The organism is Methylovorus sp. SPW-M1, assembly GCF_053848825.1.
This window is the reverse complement of record NZ_CM132626.1, coordinates 257,406-282,536: the sequence shown is the minus strand read 5'-3', so window position 1 is coordinate 282,536 and position 25,131 is coordinate 257,406. Positions and strand designations below refer to the sequence as shown.

Here is a 25,131-nt window from a genome sequence, read left to right as displayed (position 1 = left end):
GGCGGATGGAAGCCTTGGCGCCACGGGGGCGATAGCATCCTGTGATGCCTGGCTGCTATCAGCCTATTCCACTTGCAGAGGCTGCACCGTGCCCTTGCGAACATTGGCGCAAAGTAGTTCCGGGAAGGCTAATCAATCACCGAGTTGTGCAGCGAAGGCAGCAAGCGGTCAAATTCGGTCTTGACCACCTGATAGCACTCGCAAACCCGCGTCTCCAGGCCGGGACGGTCCAGCACCATGATATGCCCACGGCTGTATTCGATCAGGCCATCGCGCTGCAGTTTGCCCGCGGCCTCGGTCACGCCCTCGCGGCGTACGCCCAGCATGTTGGCGATCAACTCCTGCGTCATGCTCAATTCGTTGCCTGGCAGCCGATCCAGACTGAGCAATAGCCAGCGGCAGAGCTGCTTTTCCACCGAGTGGTGCCGGTTGCAAACGGCGGTTTGCGCCATCTGGGTAATCAAGGCCTGGGTATAGCGCAGCAGCAGGCGCATGACCGGTCCGGCGCGGTTGAATTCATCCTTGAGCAACTGCGCCTTGAGCCGGTAACCATAACCTTCACTCTGTACAACCGCGCGGCTGGGCGTGGTTTCGCCTCCCATGAACAGCGCAATACCCAATATGCCCTCGTTACCCACCACCGCAATCTCAGCAGAGGCGCCATCGGCCATCACATAGAGCAGCGACACAATGGCGGTGGTCGGGAAATAAACATGGTGAAGCTGCCCTCCGGATTCGTACAGGGCCAGGCCCAGTGGCATTTTCACCAGCTCGAGATGAGGTTGAAGACGGGCAAGCTCGGGGGCTGGCAGGGCATCTAGCAAATGGTTCTGGTGTGGGGTGTGCTGTATAGACATAGGCTCCCCTTTCTGAGATGCAGCGCCTTGTTAGACAAGGCTATGTTTAGCCTCTACTTTAGTTCAAGACAATAGCACTGATATGTACGCTACCGTACATAGACCAGGCGCGGCAATCAAGTTTGGCAATCCACCGCCTGTCTGTCTGGTGGCGCACAGACAGACCTGAAAATTCAGGCTAAAAGTAACAGCTCGGAAAGCTGCCCGGGCAGATCCATTCCCTTCCTGCCAATCTGGGCATTCCCTATGCATTCCCTTCCCTTTTCAGGAGTATCGAGCATGAGCAAGGAACAGAAAAGCAACAAAGCCGACAAGAAAAAACCCGTGATGAGCGCCAAGGAAAAGCGCGCCGCCAAAAAAACCAAAAAAGATGACATCAAGCCATTTTTAACGCCCGACAAGCACTGATCTCATCGGCCATGAAACGCAGGCAAGCATGCCTGCTTCATGGCAATCGCTACCCACTCGTCCCTTCCGCAAGCCAGCAACACTCTGCCATTCAATAACCGCGCCGCTACCTTCGCACGGTGATTGGCCGCACTTTCACCAGGAGCAGATCATCATCAAGGAACTCGGCTTTTCGTCGCGACCCCGCCATCCCCGGCATAGTGAGCAGGATACGGAATTGTTGCGCTCCGAATTGTTCAGCATAGAACAACTGAAACGGCATGCCGCCATGCTGGCCACCCAGCATGTGCTGACGCCGGGGCCGGGTCCGGACCACCTGCTGCCCCGACTGGCAGACAATGCACGAGTGCTTCTGGCAGCCTATGAAGTCGTGACCACCGCGGCGACGGAGGGCCAGCATCTGGTGCCCGCCGAAAGCTGGCTACTGGATAACTTTTACCTGATCGAGCAACAGATCAGCCTGGCAAAACGGCACTTGCCACGCGGCTACAGTCGCCAGCTGCCACGGCTGGCGAATGGCATCTCGGCCGGGTTTCCGCGCATTTATGATCTGGCGCTGGCGCTGATTTCGCATATGGATGGCCGCGTGGATAACGACAACGCCAGCCAGGTAGTGGAGGCTTACCAGAGCGTAGAGGTATTGCGCCTGGGCGAGCTGTGGGCATTCCCCATCATGCTGCAACTGGCGCTGCTGGAAAACCTGCGCCGGGTGGGCGTACGCATTGCCCGCCGCCGCGAAGAGCGCGATGCTGCCATCGCCTGGGCGGACCGCATGCTGACGACCGCGGAGCAGGAGCCGCAGCTGTTGATTCAATTGCTGGCCGAGTTTGCCAATGCCGACGTGCCGCTGACCGCGCCGTTTGTAGAGGAGTTTTACTCGCGCCTGCAAGCGCATGGCTCGGCCATGGCTTTTGTGCAAGCGTGGGTAGAGCACAAGCTGCAGGAGCAGGGCGTCACCGCCACCCAGCTTTCCGAGGCGGCCAGCCGCACCGCCGCCGCCAACCAGATTTCGATTGCCAACAGCATCAGCAGCCTGCGCTTTATCGGCACCATGGACTGGCGTAATTATGTGGAGTCGCTCAGCAAGGTCGAGCAGGTCTTGCGCAATGACCCGGCAGCCATGTATGCCGTGCAGGACTTCACCACGCGGGACCGTTACCGACATGTGATTGAAGATGTGGCGCGCCGTTGCGGCAAAGCCGAGTCTGTAGTCGCCGAAGCGGCCATTACACAGGCCAGGCTGGCAGCAGCAAGCCAGGGAGCAGCACACCGCTCGGCCCATGTCGGCTATTTTCTGGTCGATCACGGCTTGCCCGTGCTGGAAAAAGCCATGGGCCGCCCACCCTCCTGGAAGATACCGGCGCGACAGTTTTATCTGCGCCACCGGCTGCTGGTGTATCTGGCGCCAATGGCGCTGCTGACGGCGCTCTCCGCGTTCATCGTACTGCGCCAGCTGCAACCGCTGGCGCTGGGCGGCATGTATTACTGGCTGTTTGCCGTGCTCAGCATGGTTGGTCTTTCCACCTTGTCGGTCACGCTGGTCAATCTGGTAGCCACCTGGATGCTCAGGCCGCGTGTATTGCCGCGGCTGGATTTTTCGCAAGGCATCCCGCCCGAGCATTGCACCATGGTCATCGTGCCCACGCTGCTCACCTCGATGGCCGCAATTGATGCTTACATGGAAGCGCTGGAAATACGCTATCTGGGGAATCGCGATGCCCAGCTTTACTTTGCCCTGCTCACCGACTTTCCCGATGCACTGACCGACAGCCTGCCGACGGATGCGGCCTTGCTGGCCCATGCGCATCAGGCGATTGCCACGCTTAACGCGACTTATCGCGATGACCGCCCCTGCATCTTTTACCTGCTGCATCGCCCGCGCACCTGGAACCCGGTGGAACGCTTATGGATGGGCTATGAACGCAAGCGCGGCAAGCTGGAGCAGTTCAATGCGCTGCTGCGCGGCAGCGGGCAGGCCGCGTTTGCCGAGATTTTCGGCGATACAACGCTGTTCCCGCGCGTGCGCTATGTGATCACCCTGGACACCGACACCCAGCTGCCTCGCGATACCGCGCGCACTCTGGTCGGCAATATGGCACACCCGCTGAATCGGCCGGTGTATGACGCCAGGCGCGGCCGTATTGTGGAGGGCTATGCGATTTTGCAGCCACGCGCCGCCACCAGCCTGACCAGTGCCACATCTTCCTGGTTTACCCGGCTGTTTGCCGGGGAGTCCGGCATAGACCCTTATACGCGCGAGATATCGGATGTGTATCAGGATCTGTTTGGTGAGGGCTCCTTTATCGGTAAGGGTATCTACGATGTGGATGCCTTTCGCCAGGTGGTGGACCAGCAGTTTCCGGACAACCTGATCCTGAGCCACGATCTGCTGGAGAGTGGCTATGCCCGCTCGGCGCTGGTGAGCGATGTGGTGCTGATTGAGGACTACCCCGCCAGTTATCTGGCAGATGTCAGCCGCCGACATCGCTGGATGCGCGGCGACTGGCAGCTGGTGGGCTGGCTTTTCCCGCGCGTACCCGGTCCGGCGGGCGAAAGCGGTGAGCGCGGACAACGCGCCGCTAATCCGATCAACGCGCTCTCGATATGGAAAATCTTCGACAATCTGCGACGCAGCATGGTGGCCCCCGCCTTGCTCATGCTGCTGGCAAGCGGCTGGCTGCTCGGGGTAGGCGACGCCATATTCTGGACCAGTCTCATCCTCATCGTGCTGTTTGCGCCCATGCTACTGACCAGCCTGGTGGATCTCAGGCATAAACCCGATGACCGCGACTGGCTTGTGCACCTGACGCAGACCGGCAAATCCATAATGCCACCGCTGTCGACAGGTCTGCTGACCCTGGTATTTTTGCCTTATGAAGCCCTGATTGCGCTCGATGCGATACTGCGCTCCGGCTTGCGCATGCTGTTTACCCGCCGCGGGCTGTTGCTATGGCATACCCGCGCCTATGCCGTGCGCAATGCCAAACGCACCCTGCGCGACTTTGTACAGGAAATGTGGATAGCGCCTTTCCTCGCCATCGCGCTGTTTGCCAGCCTGCTCGGGCTCATGCAACAAGGGCAAGTGATTGCCTGGCAAGTCATCCTGCCTGTCTTGCTCGCGTGGTTCATCGCGCCCGTCATCGCTTGGCGCATCAGCCTGCCGCTGCCCAAGACCACAGCCGAGCTTACATCCGAACAGCGGTTGTTCCTGCGCAAGCAGGCGCGGCGTACCTGGCAGTATTTCGCCACCCTGGTCGGGCCGGATGATCACTGGCTGCCGCCGGATAATTTCCAGGAATTCCCCGCGGGCATGATCGCGAGCCGCACCTCACCCACCAATATCGGCATGGCCCTGACCTCCAATCTGGCGGCCTATGACCTGGGCTATCTTTCGGCCGGGGAGCTGATCACGCGCAGCGAGCACACGCTATCCACCATGGCCTTGCTGGAGCGCTATCGCGGCCACTTTTACAACTGGTATGACACCCGCACGCTGGAAGTGCTGCGCCCACACTATGTCTCGTCCGTGGATAGCGGCAATCTGGCGGGCTGCCTGCTAACCCTGCAAATGGGCCTGCTGGAGTTGAAAAAGCAGACCACGCTACCGTCGCAGACATTCCACGGCTTGCAAGATACCTTTCAGGTGCTGGAGGAGCATGTGCCTGCCACCGCTGGCGCTGATGCCCAATCGCACCTCAGCTGGCTGCGCAAGCAGCTGAACGCGCTTTGCGCGCCTGGCCTTGCCTTACCCAGTCCGACTGCCGCCTTCACGATACTGGAGCAACTGCACGACAGCGCCGCTGCGCTGGCGATATCACTGGCTAACGAAGGAAACACCGACGCGCAGCTCGGCACCTGGCTAGACGCACTGGACAAGCAATGCCTGGCGGCCTATCAGGAGTTATCGCTGCTGTCATCCAGCCCTCATCATGTGCCGGATGACGGGAGCGCACCCCACGAAAGCCAGTCGCGCCATGCGCGTATTGATGACCTGATGGCGCAATGTGCCCAATTGGCGGTCATGGATGCCGACTTCTTGTATGACGCCGAGAGTGGTTTATTGAGCATAGGCTACGACGTGCGCGAACGCAGGCGCGACCCCTCCTGCTACGATCTGCTGGCCTCGGAAGCACGCCTCGCCAGCTTTCTGTTCATCGCCGAAGGAAAGCTGCCGCAGAAGCACTGGTTCACCCTCGGCCGCCTGCTGACCAGCCAGGGCGGCGAACTGAGCCTGATCTCATGGAGCGGCTCCATGTTTGAATACCTGATGCCACGACTGATGATGCCCAGCTACGACAACACCCTGCTGGACCAGACCTGCAAAGCCGTGGTGTTGCGCCAGATTGAATATGGGCGGCAGCGCGGCATCCCCTGGGGCATTTCCGAATCCTGCTACAACGCCACTGACGCCAGCCATGTCTATCAGTATCGGGCATTTGGCGTGCCTGGTCTGGGCTTCAAGCGCGGCCTGGCAGATGATCTGGTGATTGCCCCTTACGCCACGGCGCTGGCGCTGATCGTCATGCCACGCGAGGCCTGCCGTAACCTGCAAGCCATGGCGGGCCTGGGCTTTAGCGGGCAGTTCGGCTTTTATGAAGCCATCGATTACACGCCGTCACGCGTGCCGCGCGGCAAAACCCATGCGGTGGTGAAGTCTTACATGGTGCACCATCAGGGCATGAGCTTGCTGGCGTTTGACCATGTGCTGCGCGATGCACCCATGCAGCGCCGCTTCATGGCGGCCCCTGCCGTCCAGGCTACGGCCTTGCTGCTGCAGGAGCGCGTGCCCAAGAAGGGCGACACCTTGCATCCGCATGCCGCAGAAGTAAGTGCGGCCGCCAGGCCTCCGGTGGCAGACCGTGGTTCTCTCATGCGAGTGCTTACCAACCCGCACACCACCCTGCCAGAAGTGCATTTACTGTCCAACGGCCATTACCATGTCATGGTCACCAACTCCGGTGGCGGCTACAGCCGCTGGCGTGATCTGGCCATTACCCGCTGGCGTGAAGATGCCACCATGGATGGCTTTGGTACCTTCATTTACCTGCGCGATCGCGATACCGGCTATTACTGGTCAAGTGCTTACCAGCCCACCCATGGCAAAACCGATAGTTTTGAGGCGATTTTCGTTCAGGGGCGAGCCGAGTACCGCCTGCGCGACCAGGCCATTGAAACCCACACCGAGATCAGCGTCTCACCGGAAGATGATGTCGAAATCCGCCGCGTGACGCTGGCGAATCTATCCTCACGGCACAGGCGCATTGAAATCACTACCTATGCCGAGGTGGTGCTGGCGCCGCTGAATGCCGATCTGGCGCACCGGGCGTTCAGCAATCTGTTTGTGCAAACCGAGATTCTGGCAGATCGCCAGGCCATTCTCTGCACGCGCCGCCCGCGCACGCCTGAGGAGCAGGTGCCATGGATGTTCCATCTGCTGGCAGCCCCCGGAGCGGTGGCCGGCACCTTGTCGTTTGAAACAGACCGCGCCCAGTTTATCGGGCGCGGACGTACCGCCAGCCATCCGGTAGTCATGGATAGTCGCGCCGGACCAGCACTGCTCTCCAATAGCGCAGGCTCCGTGCTGGATCCTATCGTCGCCATCCGTTGCAATATCAGCCTGCCCGCCGATGCTTCGGCCGTCATCCAGATTATTTCCGGCGTGGCAGATACCCGTGAGCAGGCACTTGCTCTGCTGGATAAATACTGTGATCGCCACTTCGTGGACCGCGCATTCGAGATGGCCTGGTTTCATAGCCAGGAAGTATTGCGCCTGATCAATGCCAGCGAGGCCGATGCCCAGACCTATGCACGCCTGGCTGCCTCCATCATTTATGCCAGCGCTTTGCGCCGGGCGCCGTCTGCCGTCATCCTGCGCAATCAGCAGGGGCAATCCGGCCTGTGGCGCTTTGGCATTTCCGGTGATCTGCCGATTGTGCTGCTGCGGGTGGGCGATATCAGCCGCCTGAATCTGGTGAAGCAGGCGCTACAAGCCCATGCCTATTGGCGCATGAAGGGGCTGGTGGTCGATCTGGTGATCATCAATGAGGATTTTTCCGGCTATCGCGCCCTGCTGCACGACCAGATCATGGGGCTGATCAATACCGGCTCCGAAGCGCAGGTCATGGATAAACCGGGTGGCATCTTCATTCGTCGGGCGGAGGAGCTTTCGGAAGATGCCCGTGTACTGCTGCTCTCGGTCGCCCGTGTGGTGTTGCATGATACGGCGGATACCTTGATTGAGCAGATTGATCGCCGCGTCTCCAGCGAGCGGGTATCCGATATGCTGCAGCCGGTATTGCCGCATGAAAGCACCCCCAACGTGCCGCTGCTTGCGCCATCGCGCCAGTTCTTCAATGGCCTGGGCGGATTCTCCGAGGACGGGCGCGAATACATCATCACCCTGCCGCCCGGTGCGACAACCCCGGCACCATGGTCAAATGTGATCGCCAGCCCGCATATCGGCATGGTGATCAGCGAAAGCGGCAGCAGCTATACCTGGGTTGAGAACGCACACGAATTCCGCCTCACCACCTGGCATAACGACCCCATGAGCGATAGCAGCGGCGAGGCTTTTTATGTACGTGATGAAGAATCCGGCGCTTTCTGGTCACCGACGCCCTTGCCGGCGCGCGGCCTGTCAGGCTATGTCTGCCGTCATGGTTTCGGCTATAGCGTATTCGAGCATGAAGAAGCGGGCATACGCTCCGAGCTGACCACCTTTGTTGCCATGGATGCGCCCGTCAAGTTTGTGGTGATCAAATTGAGCAATCACTCGGGCCGCGCGCGCAAGCTATCGCTCACTGGCTACTGGGAGCTGGTGCTGGGGCAGTGGCGCCATGCCAACATGATGCACGTGGTGACCGAAATCGACCCCCACAACCACGCCTTATTGGCACGCAACCAGTATGGCCAGGAGTGTGCGAATCGCGTGGTATTTGCCCAGGTTAACCTGAGTGAGCGCTCCATGTCGGGCAACCGCGCCGAGTTTATCGGGCGTAATGGCACACTCGCCAAGCCCGCTGCCATGCAACGCAAGCGCTTGTCAGGCCGCACGGGTGCCTGCCTGGACCCTTGTGCCGCCATTCAGGCGCCACTGGAGCTGGCCGAAGGGCAGACACACGAAGTCGTTTTTGTATTCGGCGCGGGCGCCAATACCGACGAAGTGCACCACTATATTCAGCAATATTGCGGACCTGCCGGTGCCGATGCGGCCCTGGAAAAGGTGAAGGCTTACTGGGAGGTGACCCTGGGTGCGGTGCAGGTAACAACGCCTGATCGAGCCATGGATATTCTCACCAATGGTTGGCTGCTTTACCAGACGCTGGCGTGCCGCATATGGGCACGCAGTGGTTACTACCAATCCGGTGGGGCTTATGGTTTCCGTGACCAGCTGCAAGACACCATGGCGCTGGTGCACACCACGCCAGGGCTGGCACGTCAGCAGCTCATCACCTGCGCCGAACGCCAGTTCAGTGAGGGCGATGTGCAGCACTGGTGGCATCCGCCCGCCGGGCAAGGCGTACGCACCCACTTCTCGGATGATTATCTGTGGCTGCCCTACGCCACCTGCCGTTATGTGCAGACCACGGGCGATGCAGCCGTGCTGGATAGCCGCATTTCCTTCTTGGAAGGGCGTCTGCTGAATCAGGAAGAAGAGTCTTATTACGACCAGCCGCAACGCTCGGCCGAAGAAGCCACGCTTTACGAGCATTGCGTGCGGGCCATCCGCCATGGCTTGCGCTTTGGCGTGCACCAGTTGCCGCTCATGGGCTGTGGCGACTGGAACGATGGCATGAATCTGGTCGGCCGGGCAGGTCAGGGCGAGAGCGTGTGGCTGGCCTGGTTCCTGTTTGACAATCTGACCCAGTTTGCCGCCCTGGCGCAAAGCCGCCACGATAGCGCCTTTGCCGAATTCTGCACCGGGCAGGCCGCCCTGTTGCGCCAGCATATTGAAGCCCATGCCTGGGATGGCAGCTGGTACCGCCGCGCCTATTTTGACGATGGCCCACCATTGGGTTCCAGCAGCAATAGCGAATGTCAGATCGATTCCATCAGCCAGAGCTGGGCCATCATCTCCGGCGGCGGCAACCCCATGCGCGCGCGCATGGCGATGAAAGCGGTGAATGAACGCCTGGTCATGCGCGATGAAAAGCTCATTCGCCTCCTGACTCCGGCATTTGATACCTCCAGCCTGCAACCCGGCTATATCAAGGGCTATGTACCCGGCATCCGCGAAAATGGCGGGCAATATACCCATGCCGGCGTGTGGGCCAGCATGGCCTACGCTATGCAAGGCGACACCGAACAGGCCTGGGCGCTATATGGCATGCTGAACCCCATTCATCATGGCAGCCACCCGCAAGACATGCTGCGTTACAAGGTGGAGCCTTATGTGATGAGTGCAGATATTTATACGGCAGAAGCGCACATGGGCCGTGGCGGCTGGAGCTGGTACACCGGCGCGGCAGGCTGGATGTATCGCCTGGGCCTGGAAACCCTGCTAGGGCTGGAGTTACGCGAAGATCGCCTGCTCATCCATCCGCGCATCCCCGCTGACTGGACCACGTATCAGATCCGCTATCGCTATCAGCAAACGCATTACCAGCTCAACTTCCGCTGTACCGGCAGCCACCACAACGTCATGAAGCAGATATGGCTGGATGGGCAACTGATGGAAGGCTGGCCGCCCAACACCCTGATGCTGGTCAATGACGGGGTAGACCATGTGATGGAGATTCATCTGGAGGGGTGAATCGTGCGGGCCTGAGACATGACTGAGCCTCGTCGTGCACACCATACAACGGGGCCCTCAGCCATGTGCGGCCCCAGGGTTGTATTACTCCTGGGATTTGTCGAGATTGCCGCCTACCTTCTTCAGCAAGCGCAACAATTGCTGATGCTCTTCTTCACTCAAGCCCTGCACCGCCTGCGCCGACAGTGCATGCTCCGCTTCCTGCAGTCCGTGGATGATGGCAGCCCCTTGCGCAGATAGATTGAGCCGGGTGCTGCGGCGGTCATGTTCATCGGGCTGGGCATCCAGCAGGCCCTTTTTGCGAAGGTCCGTGATCAGCCGTGCGAGCTGGGCTTTATCGCGTCCCGAGTGGGTGACGAGATCGCTCAATGTGGCATGGGGATGCCGCGCAAAAAACCCCAGCGCCTTGTATTCCATATGCGTCATGTCCAGCGCCTGTTCACGAATCAGACGGAATTGCTGTGCGCGAAACACATGCATCAGGAGATGCAATTGCTCAAAAAGGCCATGAGCATCGCTCAACTTATAGTTGACATTGTCTACTTTGTTTTGCATTATGGTTGATATTATCAACTAAAAAGAGTGGATATATGGAAACATTAATCACTGAGCGCGTATTTGAAAAGGTGCGCTTCCCCATCGAGTTTAGAGAAGTTGTCGTGTCTCGTGTAGAAAAACCCACGCCGGGCTTTGTGGCAGTGACCTTTGCAGGCGAGAGCCTGGCGGGTTTCAACAGTCTGTCGTTTGATGACCACATCAAGTTTATCTTCACCAACCAGCATGGCGAACGGGTACGGCGCGACTATACTCCCCGCTCCTTCCGTGCAGGTGACCGTACGCTGACCATCGAATTTGCCATGCACGCGGATGGCGATGCCGCTTATTGGGCGGCGCTTGCCAAGCCTGGTGATCAGGCGACCATCGCAGGCCCCAAAGGCTCCATGATTATCCCCAAGGATCTTGACTGGCATGTCTTGATAGGGGATGCCTCCAGCCTGCCAGCAATTGCGCGTCGACTGGAGGAACTGCCGGAGAATGCACATACCATCGCCCTGATTCAAATCGGGGAGGCAGAAGACCGCCGCCAGCTCAAACGGCCTGCGGGCGCCATCATCAAATGGCCGGAAACGCCTGCCATGCTGCATGAAATGCTGGAAGCACTGGCGTGGCCAGAGGGCGAGGGCTTTGTCTGGGCCGCGGGGGAACACAGCAGCATGCTTGAGGTGCGCAGCAGACTGCTGGCGCTAGGGCTGCCCAAAGAACGCATGAAAGTAGCTGCCTACTGGAAAAAAGGCGCGCGTGATTTTCACGAGAAAATCTAGGCAGCCGTTTCGCAGCGCCGGGCGCCAGATAGCCATCAAGTTGGCGCTCTGGCGCAGGAGAAAACTAAACGGGGGGTTGGTTAAGGGATAAAACCCGCCACGATACCCTCCGTTTTATCGACCTACCACTGCCAGCAAGGGGCGGGCAGATAGGGAGCTACCGGCCTCGACTTTGTATCGCGCGACAGTTTCCATCAGGATATTCGCCTGATCCGCCAGCGACATGGCGGCCGCAGCGGCCTCCTCCACCAGCGCCGCATTCTGCTGGGTCACGCTATCCATATTGCTGATGGCGACATTCACCTGAGCAATACCCGTACTTTGCTCACTGGAGGCACTGGTGATTTCTGCCATGATATTGGTGACGCTCTGCACGGAGGCCACAATGTCATTCATGGTTGCCCCGGCTTCGCCCACCAGTGTGGAGCCATCCTTCACTTTTTCTACCGAGATGGTGATCAGCTGCGCGATTTCCTTGGCGGCGGAGGCCGAGCGCTGGGCCAGATTGCGTACCTCACTTGCCACCACTGCAAAGCCTCTGCCATGCTCGCCGGCACGTGCAGCCTCTACCGCCGCATTAAGCGCAAGAATATTCGTCTGAAAGGCAATGCCATCAATCACGCTGATGATATCGACGATTTTTCTCGAACTCTCGCTGATGCCGGACATGGTCTGGATAACTTCATTCACCACATCACCGCCCTTGATCGCGATTTCAGAAGCACTTTGTACGAGCTGATGGGCTTGCTTGGCACTACTGGCATTCTGTCGCACGGTCGACGCCAGGTCATCCATACTGGAAGCGGTTTCCTGCAGCATGGATGCCTGCTTTTCCGTACGCTGAGACAAGTCGTTATTCCCTGTCGCAATTTCATTGGCCGAGGTGGAAATGGTATCGCTGGAGCGCTTGATCTGCGTAATGATGCCCGCCATGTTATCGATCAACGCATTGACGCCCTCGCACAGGATGCGCAACTCAGAGGTTTTATCATCGAGCACAATGCGACTGGTCAGATCCCCCGTTTTAGCGGCAGCGACAATCGCCTGCGTTTCTTCAACAGCACGGTTCATTACCTGAGTGCTTAACACCTGTGCAGTAATATCCGTCGCGTACTTGACCACTTTGTATGGCTTGCCATTCAGATCAAAGATGGGGTTATAAGAGGCCTGCAGCCAGACTTCCTTGCCGCCCTTACCCATGCGTTTGTATACACCGGCATCGTATTGCCCGGAACGCAGGCGCTCCCAGAATTGGGCATAATCAAGGCTGTTGCGGGACTCAGCATCCACAAACAGACTGTGCGGCTTGCCTGCCGCCTCTTGCAATGAGTAGCCGAGAATATCGAGAAACTTCTGGTTGGCGGTGAGCACCGTGCCATCCAGGCTGAACTCGATGACACCTTGCGATTTACCAATCGCCGCCAGCTGGCCCGAAAAATCGACATTTCTTAGTTCCTGCTCGGTGATGTCGGTCGCATATTTGACGACTTTGTATGGCTTGCCATTCAAGTCGAAGATGGGATTGTAAGAAGCCTGCAGCCAGACTTCCCTGCCGCCTTTGGCAATGCGTTTATAAATTCCGGCATCGTACTGGCCCGCGCGCAGGCGCTCCCAAAGCTGCTGATACTCGCGGCTGTTGCGAGTAGCCTCATCCACAAACGTGCTATGCGGTTTTCCCGTAGCCTCTTCCTGCGAGTACCCCATGATATCCAGAAACTTCTGGTTGGCCGTGATGATGGTGCTGTCCAGATTGAACTCGATCACGCCTTGCGACTTGCCGATCGCAGCCAACTGCCCTGAAAGGTCGGCATTTCTTAATGCCTGCTCGGTAATGTCGGTCGCATATTTGACGACCTTGAACGGTTTGCCATGCAAGTCAAAGATGGGATTGTAGGAGGCTTGCAGCCAGACTTCCCTGCCGCCTTTGGCGATGCGTTTATAAATTCCGGCATCGTACTGGCCCGCGCGCAGGCGCTCCCAAAGCTGCTGATACTCGCGGCTATTGCGGGTTTCCATATCCACAAACGTGCTATGCGGTTTGCCCGCAGCCTCTTCCTGCGAGTACCCCATGATATCCAGAAACTTCTGGTTGGCCGTGATTACTGTGCTGTCCAGATTGAACTCAATCACGCCTTGCGACTTGCCGATTGCCGCCAGCTGACCGTCAGCATCCAGCGCCTTTAGCTGCTGGGCTGTAATGTCCGTGGCGTACTTGATAACCTTGCAGGGTTTGCCATCCGCATCCAGTACGGGGTTGTATGAGGCTTGCAGCCAGATCTCCTTGCCACCCTTGCCCATGCGCTTGTAGACACCGGCATCGTATTGACCGGAGCGCAGGCGCTCCCATAGTTGCCGATACTCGCTGCTGTTTCGGGTTTCCGCATCCACAAAGGTGCTGTGCGGCTTACCAAGGGCTTCATTCAAGGAGTAACCAAGGATATCCAGAAACCTCTGGTTGGCCGTAATCAAATGCCCATCCATGCTGAATTCGACAACGCCTTGAGAATTGCCAATTGCAGTTAACTGACGTTGCAGATTCAGTAGCTCAAGATCACGTGCTGTTTTTTTTGAGAAGAGGCGCGAAAGCAAAATAGATAGCTTATAAGAGTGTACGTAGCTACTACTACGTCGACTTTCTCATACTCTTTAAGCTGCATCGATATGGGCTGCATACCTTATGCCCCCACCCTTTGCACGATTAATAGCGCATGTTTTGATCTTTCTCTTATTAACCCAGCCTCATGAACCGCGCTTTAATCACTGCAGTCTGGCGATGCTGTTCAGCCATTCCTGAGCAACAGCATCCAGCTCGCTGCGGGCACGTTTCAAAGCCTCTTCACGGGCCACCTGATCCGAAAACTGCAGGGGCTGCGCGTCAACAAACCAGGGATTTTCCACGCCCAGAAAGGCAAAAGGGGATTTCAATGCCGGGGTGAGGGCATCCATATGCGACCAGGGGCTGAGGCCGGGCCGAAGGTCAGCGCCCCTGGCGGTGATGAATAGGGTTTTCTGGCGGGTGAGATTGCCGGTCGTAGTGCCGTCCTCATGAAAGTTATAGGTGAGGTTGGTACGCACCAGATTGTCGATAAACGCCTTGAAGCTGGATGGCATGGAGAAGTTGTACATGGGCATGGCGAATACCAGCAGGTCCGACATCAATACACGCGCGCAGAGCTGGTCCGAATATTCCAGGGTCTTTTTCATGGCGTCGGTGCGCTCTGCGGCAGGCGTGTAGGTTGCCTTGGCAAAGTCCCCGCTCACATGCGGCGGTGTCTCAACGGACAAATCAAGGTAATCGACTGTCAGCCCGGGAATACGCTTTTTCAAGGTTTCCACAAAATACGCGGACAACATTTTCGAGTTGGAAAGCTGGCGCTTGGGGCTCGCGTCTACATGCATCAGTCTCATTTCAGTCACTGCCTTTTCGTCATGATTAAACATGTGACGATGGTAAGGAGTGCGCCGTGACGGATACAGAGCCAAAAAATGCGTATTTGGGTAGGCCATGAATGGTGCCGGATATCTAAGGCGGCACCAGGAAGCAGAAATGCTCAGGCAGGCAAAAGACGTCGGACTCAGGTAAAAAATGTTTGCAGCTGCCGCGCGGCAAGCTCCGCCGTCCTGGCATTCGGGATATTGGTGAAGCCGATGATGAGGCCGTTATGCGGAGAGTGTATGCCAGGCAAATGCGCCGACTGACCGGGATTGGCTGTCCAGCGGGACAAGGCATGTATGCCATAGCCTAGCTGGTTGAAGCCGTCGGCAATAGCCTGATCCGCATGCTGGCTGGTGATCCTGGCGGCGAAATGCATGCCGTTCTTGTGCGCGTTGATTTCAATGAGGTCGCCCAGTACATCCATCAACACCTTGCTGGTCATCTCCCGCCGCTCAGCATACAAAGACCGCATTTTTTTAAGGTGCCGTGAAAAATGCCCCTCGGCGATGAAGTCGTTGACGACGAGCTGGGGGCCGATGGAGCTGCCCAGCGGATAGAGCTGGGCTTTCTCGGTGCAACTATCCACCAGGCTGTGCGGCATCACCAGATACCCTAGGCGCAGGGCAGGGAAGAGCGTTTTACTGAAGGTGCCTGCATAGATGACGCGGTCATATTGATCCAGGCTTTTCAGTGAGGGCAAGGGGTAACCGGAATAACGAAACTCGCCGTCGTAGTCGTCTTCAATCACCCAGGCGCCGGTGCTGCCTGCCCAATCCAGCAACTGCATGCGGCGCGACCAGGACAAGGCCATGGCGAGTGGACTTTGATGCGATGGCGTCACGATCGCCAGGCGGGCCTTGGGCGACATGCGTATGCCTTCTGACACCACCATGCCCTCCTGATCCACCGGCACCCGCACCAGATGCGCGCCCAGGTCGGCCAGCATGCGGGTTGCCAGGATGTAGCCCGGGTCTTCCATCCAGACATCGGCACCCCGCAGATTCAGGCAGCGCGAGAGAAAATCCAGCGCGCCCTGGTAACCCACCGTGATAAACACTTGCTGGGGCTCGCACACCACCCCGCGCGACAAGCGAAGGTAAGTGGCTATCGATTGCCGCAGCGGCAAATAACCCAGGGGATCGCGATAAGAAAAATCATGGGCCGACAGACTGCGCATTCGTCTTGAAGCCAGTCGGGACCATACTTTTCTGGGAAAGGCATCATACGCCGGGCTGCCCGGGAGAAAGACATGCGAAGGCCCGCTTGCCACCGGGCCGGAACCCGCATGCGAGAAAGAGGAAGCCTGCGGGGGCCGCACAGGTGCAGAGGTGGCTTTGCCCGCGGGCCGAAAGGGCGCATGCACAAACGAACCCGCCTGCCCCTTCGACACAAAAATGCCCTCGCCCAGTAGCATGGAATACGCCGTTTCCACCGTGCCGCGCGCCACGTTAAGCGCACTGGCCAGCACCCGGGTGGAGGGCACGCGGTCCCCATCATTCAGCAGGCCGCTTTCAATGGCCTCTTTGAACCGCGTGTAAATCTGCAGGTGTATGGGCTCTGCAGCCGCCTTGTTCAGCGTGATTAATGTGGCTGACTTTTCCACCATGGCCCAGTGCAATGCATAAATAATGAAGTTTTCATTATGCCTTGCAGGCCAGTGATTGGCGATGTATCAGCCCAACACTCAGAACGCCCCGCCCCCTAACACCTTATACAGCGTGACCTGGTTGGATACATCCGACAGCCGCACCGTGATGAGATTCTGCTGGGCAGAGTAATAGCTGCGTTGTGAATCCAGCACGGTCAGGTAATTATCCAGGCCTTTTTCGAAGCGCAGGCGGGATAGCGTGAAGCTTCTTTCCGTCGCATTCACCAGCGCAGTTTGGGCGGATAACTGCTCTTCCAGCGTGGCACGCTGGGCCAGCGAGTCAGATACTTCCTTGAAGGCAGTCTGGATGGCTTTTTCGTATTGCGCCACGCTGATATCGCGGTTCACTTCCGCTACTTTCAGATTGGCTTTATTGAGCCCGGCATTGAAGATGGGCAACACGATTTGCGGTGCAAAACTCCAGGCCCGATTGCTCCCGTTAAACAGACTCCCCAGCTCATTGCTGGCCACCCCTGCGCTGGCGGTGAGCGAAATCGTCGGGAAAAACGCAGCCCGCGCCGCGCCAATATTGGCGTTATAGCCTTGAAGATCGCGCTCGGCTTCCAGCACATCGGGGCGGTTTTGCAACACGGTAGAAGGCAAGCCATCAGGGAGGGTCGCAGTTTGAGAGACGGCCTTCAGCGAGCGCATCTCGTCAAGATTGACCTCAGGCGCGGTTCCCACCAGCAGCACCAGGGCATTTCTATCCTGATCCACCTGGGTCATGTATTTGGCAACATCGGCCCGTGCGGACTCCACACTGGTTTCAGCTTGCCGCAAGGTGAGCTCGGTAACGCTGCCAAATTCCAGCTGGCGCTTGGTCATGTCGTAGGATTCGCGCTGCGTGCGCAAGGTCTGCCGGGCCAACTCCAGGCTTTCCATATCCGCCACCATGGTGAGATAGGCATTCGCCACCTCGGCCACCAGCGTGATTTGGGCGCTACGCTTGGCTTCTTCGGTCGATAGATACTGGTAGACCGCCTGGTCACGCAGACTGCGGACGCGGCCAAAGAAATCCAGCTCATACGACGAAAAACCCAGGTTGGCCGAATACTGATGGGTCAGCAACGTGGAGCCAGTGGTGGATGCTGCCGCTGGCGTACGCTGATTGCTGCCACTGCCCGTCGCATTGATCTTGGGGAACAGGTCTGCGCGCTGAATCTGATACTGGGCGCGCGCCTTTTCGATATTCAAGGTGCTCACGCGCAGGTCACGATTGTTTTCCAGCGCCTGCCGTATCAGCCTTTTCAGGTCCGGGTCGGTGAAAAACTGCTCCCAGCCCAATACCGCGGGCGCCGCGGCCTGCTTCTGCACGGCATCCGCCGTGGCTGGCCACTGGGCGGGAATCGGCGCCGCTGGCCGTTCGTATTTGGGTTGCATGTTCATGCACCCGGCCAGCATGAGGGCGACGATTCCAAGAGGATAACTATGCTTGTTCATTTTCATTGTTCCTTTTTGCTGCGTTCGCTTATCCATTGAACACCTCTGCGCACCGCTACAAAGAACAGCGGTACAAACAGGACTGCCAGCACGGTAGCGGTAATCATGCCGCCGATTACGCCGGTACCCAGTGCGTTCTGCGCACCAGAGCCTGCTCCGCTGGAGACCGCCAGTGGCAATACACCGAGGATGAACGCCAGCGAAGTCATCACAATCGGCCGGAAGCGCAATCGCAAGGCTTCCAGCGTGGCTTCCACCATCTCCTTGCCTTGTTCCATCTGCTCCTTGGCAAACTCCACAATCAGAATCGCATTCTTGGCCGACAGGCCTATGGTCAATAACAGGCCGACCTGGAAATACACATCATTGGAAAGCCCTCTCAAGGATGCGGCGATCAAGGCACCGACGACCCCCAGTGGCACCACCAGCATGACCGCAAACGGGATAGACCAGCTTTCATACAAGGCCGCGAGGCACAGGAACACGATCAACAGTGACAGGGCATAAAGTGCTGGCGCCTGCGAACCTGTCATGCGCTCCTGATAGGAAAGACCAGTCCACTCATAGCCTATGCCGGGGGGCAATTTGGCAGCCAGTGACTCCATGATTGCCATGGCTTCGCCAGTACTGTGCCCGGGCGCAGGGGAGCCCATGATTTCGGTCGACGACAAGCCGTTATACCGCTCCAGCCGTGGTGAGCCATACGCCCAGTGCGCGGTGGCAAATGAGGAGAATGGCACCATTTCACCGTTGGCATTCTTGACGAACCATTTGTCAAAATCCTCGAGGTCCATGCGGGATGAAGCATCGCCTTGCAGGTAAACCCGCTTGATACGGCCACGGTCAATGAAGTCGTTGACATATGAGCTACCCCAGGCAGTTGATAGCAAGGAATTGATATCCGCTAGCGAAATACCCAGCGCATTGGCTTTGGCCCGATCAATATCCAGCTTGTATTCAGGAGCGTCTTCCTGCCCGTTGGGCCGAACGCCAACCAATGCCGGGTTGGCCGACGCCATGCCCAGCAGCTGGTTGCGTGCCTGCATCAGGGCGTCGTGGCCCAGACCGGCGCGGTCCTGCAATTGCAGGTCAAAGCCCGTGGCATTGCCCAGTTCCACCACGGCCGGCGGAATGAATGCAAAGACCATGGCTTCGCGGATTTGCGAGAAGTAGCCCATGGCCTTGCCCGCCACGGCGGATATTTTCAGATCGGGGCGCTTGCGTTCAGACCAGTCCTTCATGCTGACAAAGGCAAGACCGTTGTTTTGCCCGCTACCGCCGAAACTGAAGCCGGATACGGTAAACACCGATTTAACCGCTTCTTTCTGATCTTGCAGAAAATGCCGTTCCACTTGCTGCAACACGGCTTGGGTGCGCTCGGTGGTGGCGCCTGCTGGCAATATCACCTGGGTAAACAGAATGCCCTGATCCTCATCCGGCAAGAAAGACGAAGGCAAGAGCGTAAAGAGCACGCCCATGACCAACACGATCAGGCCATACACCAGACCATAGCGGCCCAGACCATTCAGCATGCGTCTTACCAAGGATTGATTCAACCTGGTTGTACGTTCAACACCACGATTGAAGCCGCCGAACAATCGGCTGGCCAGGCTGCGTTTTGTGTCGCCATGGCGATGGGGCTTGAGCAAAGTGGCGCACAAGGCGGGGGTCAGTATCAATGCCACCAGCACGGAAAGCGCCATGGCCGACACGATGGTGATGGAGAACTGGCGATAAATCACGCCGGTGGAGCCACCGAAAAATGCCATGGGCACAAATACCGCGGAAAGCACCAGGGCAATACCGATCAAGGCCCCCGTGATTTGCTCCATGGAACGGCGTGTGGCCTCCTTCGGTGATAGCCCTTCTTCCTGCATCACCCGCTCTACGTTCTCGACCACCACAATCGCATCATCGACCAGTAAGCCGATCGCCAGGACCATGGCAAACATGGTGAGCGTGTTGATAGAGAAACCTGCTGCAGCCAGCACGCCAAACGTGCCAAGCAGCACCACGGGAACAGCAATGGTCGGGATAAGAGTGGCGCGAAAATTCTGCAAGAACACATACATCACGATGAACACCAGAACAATGGCTTCGATCAGTGTTTTCACCACTTCTTCTATCGAAATTTTGACAAAGGGAGTGGTGTCATACGGCAGCACCGCTTTCATGCCTTGCGGAAACAAAGGCTCCAGTTCGGCCAGTTTGGCTTTGACCGCTTCTGCCGTATCCAGCGCATTGGCACCCGTGGCGAGCTTGATCGCCAGACCTGTGGCCGGTTTGCCGTTATAGCGGGCCACAACATCATAACTTTCGCCACCCAGTTCTACACGGGCAACATCACGCAGCCTCACAGCCGCGCCATCCGTGGTACTTTTCAGAAGAATGTCGCCGAACTGCTCCGGGGTCTGCAGGCGGCTTTGCGCCGTCACTGTCGCGTTCAAGGCCTGCCCTTGACTGGCGGGCATGCCCCCAATCTGACCTGCCGACACCTGGGCATTTTGTGCCGTGATAGCGTTACTGATATCCGCTGGGGTCAGGGCATAGTTATGCAACTTGGCAGGATCCAGCCAGATGCGCATGGCATATTTGCTGCCAAACAGCTGGGTATCCCCTACGCCATTCACGCGACTGAGTATGTCCTGGATATTCGAACCGACATAATCGCCGAGGTCGATATTGGACATGCTGTTGTCTTCCGAAATAAAGCCCACCACCATCAGGAAGTTGCTGGAAGCCTTGGCGACTTGCACCCCCTGCCGCTGCACATCTTCTGGCAATAGCGGCGTCGCAAGCGCCAGTTTGTTCTGCACCTGCACCTGGGCAATATCTGGATTGGTGCCTGCATCAAAGGTGAGGGTAATGGTCACGCTACCAGATGAGTCACTAGTGGATGACATATATGTCAGGTGATCAATACCTTTCATCTTCTGCTCGATCACCTGCGTGACACTGTCTTCAACCGCTTTGGCTGACGCGCCCGGATAAGTGGCCGTAATGGAAACCGCGGGCGGGGCAATCATTGGGTATTGGGCAATCGGCAGCGAGCGGATGGCAAGCACGCCCGCCAGCATGATCACGATGGCGATCACCCAGGCAAAAATGGGACGATCAATAAAGAATTTTGACATGATCAGCCCCTAGATTTGCTTGCTAGCGCTGGTTTTATTGGGCGAAACCACCTGTGCCGGCATGCCCGGACGTATCTTTTGCAAGCCGCTCACAATCACCTGATCACCGGCATTCAGGCCTTTATGCACCAGCCATTGATCACCATGGGTCTGGTCTGCCTCGATATTGCGGATTTCCACCTTGCCATCCCGCAGTACAAACACGGTGGGGTTACCTTTGGAGTCGCGGCTCACGCTGCCTTGAGGCACGAGGATGGCGCGGTCATCCACACCTTGTTCCAGCACGGCACGCACATACATACCGGGCAGCAATACACCCTTGGGGTTAGGGAAGACCGCACGCAGGGTGACGGTGCCAGTGGTCTGGCTCACGGTAATATCGGTAAAGGCAAGCTTGCCGTTCAGGCTATAAGTGCTGCCATCTTCGAGCACCAGTTTTACTTCGGCCTGATTTTCGCCCGCCTTTTTCAACAGACCGCTTTCCCATTGATGACGCAGCCTTAACAATTCGGCACTGGATTGGGTTACATCCACATAGATGGGATCAAGCTGCTGAATGGTGGTCAGCGCGGTCTCCTGGTTGGCGGTCACCAGCGCCCCTGGCGTCACATTGGACTTGGCCACCCGACCAGAAATCGGGGCAATGACGCTAGTGAATCCCAGGTTAATTCTCGCGGTCTGCAAGGCTGCCTTGGCAACATCAACATCCGCCTGCCCTTGTCCCAGTGAGGATTGGGCGTCTTCCAGATCCTGTTTGCTGACGGCCTGTATGGTCGACAATTCGCCATAGCGCGTTGCCTTGCTCTTTGCCGCCACCAGATTGGCCTCGGCCTTGTTCAGGCTGGCCTGTGCGCTATCCAGTGTCGCCTTATAAGTGGCCGGATCAATTTGATACAAGGGCTGACCAGCTTTCACATCAGCGCCCTCTACAAACAAGCGTTTCTGCAGAATGCCGCCAACCTGTGGACGTACCTCCGACACCAGGAAAGGTGAGGTGCGTCCGGGCAGTTCGGTCGTCAGATTGACCGACTGCGGCTGAACTGTCACGACTTCAACCTGTGCCGCGCCTGAAGAGGTTTGTGCGGGCGCGCCTCCCTGATGACATCCTGCCAGGAGCGCATTCCCAGCGATCAATATCAGCAGTGTGGCTGACAGGCGTATGTGTTTTACATTGGATTTCATTTGGCTTTCCTTTAACCCCGTGAAGGCACGAATTGCACAGAACACGTAAAATTTAGATCAATCATTCTAGATTGAGCGATCATTCTAATATAAACTACGCAAAAGGCAAATTTTTTACATTTTTTGAAGTTATTTGAAGTTAGGAGAAGCAATGACCACTTCCCAGCCCCCCATCAGCCGCGCCGACCTAAGGCGTAACCAGGTGCTGACGGCCGCCACGGAATGCTTCCGCGCGCATGGTTTTCACGGCACCAGCATGTCCCAATTATCCAAAGCCTCCGGCATGAGCGTGGGCCACATTTATCACTACTTTGAAAATAAAGAGGCCATTATTGAAGCGATTGTGGAAAATGATCTGCTGAAAATATTGCAGATTCCAGAGCGCATAGAGCAAAGCCGAGGCAAGAGCGATATTTTTGATGCCCTGGTGGCAGATGTGGAGCAAAGCGCGGCCGATGCATTTTACGATCCCGATGCGGCGCTACTGCTGGAAATCGTGGCCGAGGCTGCGCGTAATCCTCGCATCGCCAATATCATCCGGCGGGCAGAGGCCACCGCCATGGAAAGCATCAAGAATTATCTTCGAAAAGGATTGCAACAGCGCGAGACCACATTCTCGGAACAGTCGCTGGATACCGCCTGCAATCTGCTGGCAGCGTTATTCGAAGGCCTTACCATTAGGCTGATCCGCAACCCCGACCTCTCCCTGCAACACAGCATCCCCATGATGCGCAGGATCATTCGCTATATGCTCGAGCAGGAGATTCCCGAAACTGCCAGTCGCTGATACAGGCAGAAAAGACTTCCAAGGGCCGCAAGGCCCTTTTTTATTTGGCATATGCCGTCGTGGCGGCTTTAAGTACTGTCAAAAAATGCCGATATCATCACAGCCAGCCAGTTTGTACTGGTAGCGTTTATAAAAATCACAGGTCAGCCAGATAACCTCTAAAAGCCGCCAAATCATGCCGTTCATCCACAATGCCATCGTAAAAACAACATTGCGTTTCCGAATAGGTGATCTTTCGAGATGGCAATGGGGCCATGCACGATGGTAAGCACGCTGGATCCGAACGACATCCCGCACACAGGCAAGAGCAGCCTGATGAAGAGCTTTATTACTTTCGGCATTTCATCGCTGCTTATACTGATCAGCCTCGCCGCCTTTCTAATTACAGTGGAGTGGCAGGAGTTCAGACGCGCCAGTGCAGCCCATCAGTCCACCGTCAAACTCAAGCTTTTGTTGCTTTATGCAGAAAAACTCTCGCGTGAGCGCGGGCCAACCAATGCCATTCTTGGAAATGCCGATGCTGATGACAGCCAACTGCGACAACCTCTGAAGCTTGCGAGACAGGAAACGGATAACGCTTATGCCCGTCTCTGCGCTTCGATAGGCTGTAACAAAACGCCAAACAAACTGATCAGTGAGCTTGGCATGCTGGCGCAGGAACTCGAGCAAGAGAGGAAAACGATAGATAGGCTGGCAAGCCTTCCGCTGAAGGAACGCGGAAATGAGCAAGTCAGCGCGCAGATCGAACGCATGGTTGGCTTTATAAACACCATAAGGCCGTTGATCACGACCCTTAGCAACGATGTCATCACCTCGTCATCGGATATCAGTCTGCTGATTACCGAAGCTCGCCTGGCCGCCACATTGCGCGAGTATGCGGGGCAATTAGGATCGGCACTTACCCCTTCACTGAGCTTCAAGCGAGAAAGAACCCTGAAAGAACAGCTCAAGCTGGAGCGCCTGAAGGGCCATATTGAAGAATTGCACATGCGCCTCTCCGCTCACTTTGCCGTGGCCGCGCTTCCCATCGCCATTGCCGATGCAAAAGCCAAAATGGAAGAAGAGTATTTTGTAGAAGCCACTGCCTACCTGGATAGTATCGAAGCGTCCACGAATCTGCAGACACTCCCCAGCCCTGACACATTCTACAAAATCTATGTGCCCTTGATGGATTCGATTCTGACCCTGCGGGATACGCTGTTGGCAGAAGCCGAAGCCAGTACGATCAAGGCCAAACAAGATGCATTGCTTGCTCTCAGTGTGGTGAGCATTCTGATGCTGGTCTTTCTGGCATTGACTATCAAGAAACTGCGCATTATTCATCAACAGGTCGTGGTTCCGATGATGCAGGCCTCTCACGCGCTCAGAGCGATCAGTGCTGGCCATTATCAGGAAATTAGCCATTCAAACAATCTGCCGGAAGAAATTGACGAGGTAATGGAAGGCATCAACACCTTGAACCGTCAGATCAAAGTCCGTATTGGCCTGGAGCAGGAACGGGATGAGTTGGTGAAGACGCTGACCCTGCAGTCTTCAACGGACTTCCTGACCGGCTTGAAAAATCGTCGTGGCTTTTATGAGGCTGCCAATATCGAATACGCCCGGGCACAACGGCATGCCTGCGAAAGCTGCATCATGCTCATCGACATTGATCATTTCAAGACGGTAAATGATACCTACGGGCATTCCGCAGGCGATTGGGCACTAACCTTTATTGGCGGCATTCTGAAAGATAATTCGCGCATACACGACATCTCGGCGCGGCATGGTGGGGAAGAGTTTATCTGCATGCTGGGCAACAGCAATCTGGAAGAGGGCTGCCTGTTTGCCGAAAAAATCCGCACGCTGATCCAGGCCGCCATGGTCGACATTGGACCAGACTTAACGCCGATCAAACTCACGGTCAGCATAGGCATCACCTGCAGCCAGTTTCAGCACCCGCCACTGGATATGATGATCGAACAGGCAGACCGTGCGCTGTATATGGCAAAAAACCTGGGGCGTAACCGCGTACAGCGCTTTGACCACAGCGCGCTTGCCGCTACGGCACAATATCCGCTGCTGTGACGGTGTTCCACCCCGACCATTCCAATGTGTGCGGCAGCTGTATTTAAATCATGCTAGATTAGACATTGGACTGGGCAAGACAATGCATTGGAGACAGA

At 57.1% G+C, this 25,131-nt stretch carries 13 protein-coding genes; 5 read left to right on the top strand and 8 right to left on the bottom strand.

Features of this window, described 5'->3' with window-relative positions:
• Positions 1-128: 128 nt before the first annotated feature.
• Positions 129-857 (bottom strand): Crp/Fnr family transcriptional regulator, encoded by a 729-nt coding sequence (locus ACWWD9_RS01245; RefSeq protein WP_013443363.1) that lies wholly within the window; start codon positions 855-857, stop codon positions 129-131.
• 279 nt (positions 858-1,136) lie between these two features.
• Between ACWWD9_RS01245 and ACWWD9_RS01240 the strand changes: the two genes are divergently transcribed.
• Positions 1,137-1,265 carry a hypothetical protein gene (locus tag ACWWD9_RS01240; protein ID WP_013443364.1) on the top strand — a complete coding sequence of 43 codons (129 nt, stop codon included), beginning with the start codon at positions 1,137-1,139 and terminating at the stop codon, positions 1,263-1,265.
• Positions 1,266-1,293: 28 nt separating this feature from the next.
• A complete protein-coding gene (locus ACWWD9_RS01235) occupies positions 1,294-10,017 on the top strand; it encodes a GH36-type glycosyl hydrolase domain-containing protein (protein ID WP_455867468.1) in 8,724 nt (2,907 codons plus the stop codon).
• 84 nt (positions 10,018-10,101) lie between these two features.
• Here the strand turns inward: ACWWD9_RS01235 and ACWWD9_RS01230 are convergent, their stop codons facing one another.
• Positions 10,102-10,572, bottom strand: coding sequence for a MarR family winged helix-turn-helix transcriptional regulator (locus ACWWD9_RS01230; protein WP_455867467.1), 471 nt, complete (start codon positions 10,570-10,572; stop codon positions 10,102-10,104).
• Positions 10,573-10,607: 35 nt separating this feature from the next.
• On the opposite strand from ACWWD9_RS01230, the gene ACWWD9_RS01225 reads away from it, so the two are divergent.
• Positions 10,608-11,339: a siderophore-interacting protein gene (locus ACWWD9_RS01225; RefSeq protein ID WP_455867466.1), complete on the top strand. Its 732-nt coding sequence runs from the start codon at positions 10,608-10,610 to the stop codon at positions 11,337-11,339.
• Between the two features lie 114 nt (positions 11,340-11,453).
• On the opposite strand, the gene ACWWD9_RS01220 is transcribed toward ACWWD9_RS01225, so the two are convergent.
• The 6 genes from ACWWD9_RS01220 to ACWWD9_RS01195 form a co-directional block, all read right to left on the bottom strand.
• The gene (locus ACWWD9_RS01220; RefSeq protein ID WP_455868125.1) at positions 11,454-13,931 is read right to left on the bottom strand and encodes a methyl-accepting chemotaxis protein; all 2,478 of its coding nucleotides are present in this window, start codon (positions 13,929-13,931) and stop codon (positions 11,454-11,456) included.
• Between the two features lie 165 nt (positions 13,932-14,096).
• Positions 14,097-14,747, bottom strand: a complete 651-nt coding sequence (locus tag ACWWD9_RS01215) for an FMN-dependent NADH-azoreductase (protein WP_455867465.1) — start codon at positions 14,745-14,747, stop codon at positions 14,097-14,099.
• Positions 14,748-14,914: 167 nt separating this feature from the next.
• On the bottom strand, positions 14,915-16,381 hold the full coding sequence (gene pdxR / locus ACWWD9_RS01210; RefSeq protein WP_455867464.1) for a MocR-like pyridoxine biosynthesis transcription factor PdxR: 1,467 nt from the start codon (positions 16,379-16,381) through the stop codon (positions 14,915-14,917).
• Between the two features lie 78 nt (positions 16,382-16,459).
• On the bottom strand, positions 16,460-17,863 hold the full coding sequence (locus ACWWD9_RS01205) for an efflux transporter outer membrane subunit (RefSeq protein WP_455867463.1): 1,404 nt from the start codon (positions 17,861-17,863) through the stop codon (positions 16,460-16,462).
• Positions 17,864-17,865: 2 nt separating this feature from the next.
• Positions 17,866-20,997: an efflux RND transporter permease subunit gene (locus ACWWD9_RS01200; protein WP_455867462.1), complete on the bottom strand. Its 3,132-nt coding sequence runs from the start codon at positions 20,995-20,997 to the stop codon at positions 17,866-17,868.
• Positions 20,998-21,006: 9 nt separating this feature from the next.
• Positions 21,007-22,179: an efflux RND transporter periplasmic adaptor subunit gene (locus ACWWD9_RS01195; protein WP_455867461.1), complete on the bottom strand. Its 1,173-nt coding sequence runs from the start codon at positions 22,177-22,179 to the stop codon at positions 21,007-21,009.
• 151 nt (positions 22,180-22,330) lie between these two features.
• Here ACWWD9_RS01195 and ACWWD9_RS01190 point away from each other — a divergent pair, with 151 nt between their 5' ends.
• Together ACWWD9_RS01190 and ACWWD9_RS01185 are read left to right on the top strand one after the other, a co-directional pair.
• Positions 22,331-22,966 carry a TetR/AcrR family transcriptional regulator gene (locus ACWWD9_RS01190; protein WP_455867460.1) on the top strand — a complete coding sequence of 212 codons (636 nt, stop codon included), beginning with the start codon at positions 22,331-22,333 and terminating at the stop codon, positions 22,964-22,966.
• Positions 22,967-23,227: 261 nt separating this feature from the next.
• The gene (locus ACWWD9_RS01185) at positions 23,228-25,033 is read left to right on the top strand and encodes a GGDEF domain-containing protein (protein WP_455867459.1); all 1,806 of its coding nucleotides are present in this window, start codon (positions 23,228-23,230) and stop codon (positions 25,031-25,033) included.
• The last annotated feature ends 98 nt before the right edge of the window (positions 25,034-25,131 follow it).

Coding starts and splice junctions, on each gene's coding strand:
- ACWWD9_RS01245 (WP_013443363.1), bottom strand. CDS start 857: ATGTCTATACAGCACACCCCACACCAGAACCATTTGCTAGATGCCCTG.
- ACWWD9_RS01240 (WP_013443364.1), top strand. CDS start 1,137: ATGAGCAAGGAACAGAAAAGCAACAAAGCCGACAAGAAAAAACCCGTG.
- ACWWD9_RS01235 (WP_455867468.1), top strand. CDS start 1,294: ATGCCTGCTTCATGGCAATCGCTACCCACTCGTCCCTTCCGCAAGCCA.
- ACWWD9_RS01230 (WP_455867467.1), bottom strand. CDS start 10,572: ATGCAAAACAAAGTAGACAATGTCAACTATAAGTTGAGCGATGCTCAT.
- ACWWD9_RS01225 (WP_455867466.1), top strand. CDS start 10,608: ATGGAAACATTAATCACTGAGCGCGTATTTGAAAAGGTGCGCTTCCCC.
- ACWWD9_RS01215 (WP_455867465.1), bottom strand. CDS start 14,747: ATGAGACTGATGCATGTAGACGCGAGCCCCAAGCGCCAGCTTTCCAAC.
- pdxR (WP_455867464.1), bottom strand. CDS start 16,381: ATGGTGGAAAAGTCAGCCACATTAATCACGCTGAACAAGGCGGCTGCA.
- ACWWD9_RS01205 (WP_455867463.1), bottom strand. CDS start 17,863: ATGAACAAGCATAGTTATCCTCTTGGAATCGTCGCCCTCATGCTGGCC.
- ACWWD9_RS01200 (WP_455867462.1), bottom strand. CDS start 20,997: ATGTCAAAATTCTTTATTGATCGTCCCATTTTTGCCTGGGTGATCGCC.
- ACWWD9_RS01195 (WP_455867461.1), bottom strand. CDS start 22,179: ATGAAATCCAATGTAAAACACATACGCCTGTCAGCCACACTGCTGATA.
- ACWWD9_RS01190 (WP_455867460.1), top strand. CDS start 22,331: ATGACCACTTCCCAGCCCCCCATCAGCCGCGCCGACCTAAGGCGTAAC.
- ACWWD9_RS01185 (WP_455867459.1), top strand. CDS start 23,228: ATGGTAAGCACGCTGGATCCGAACGACATCCCGCACACAGGCAAGAGC.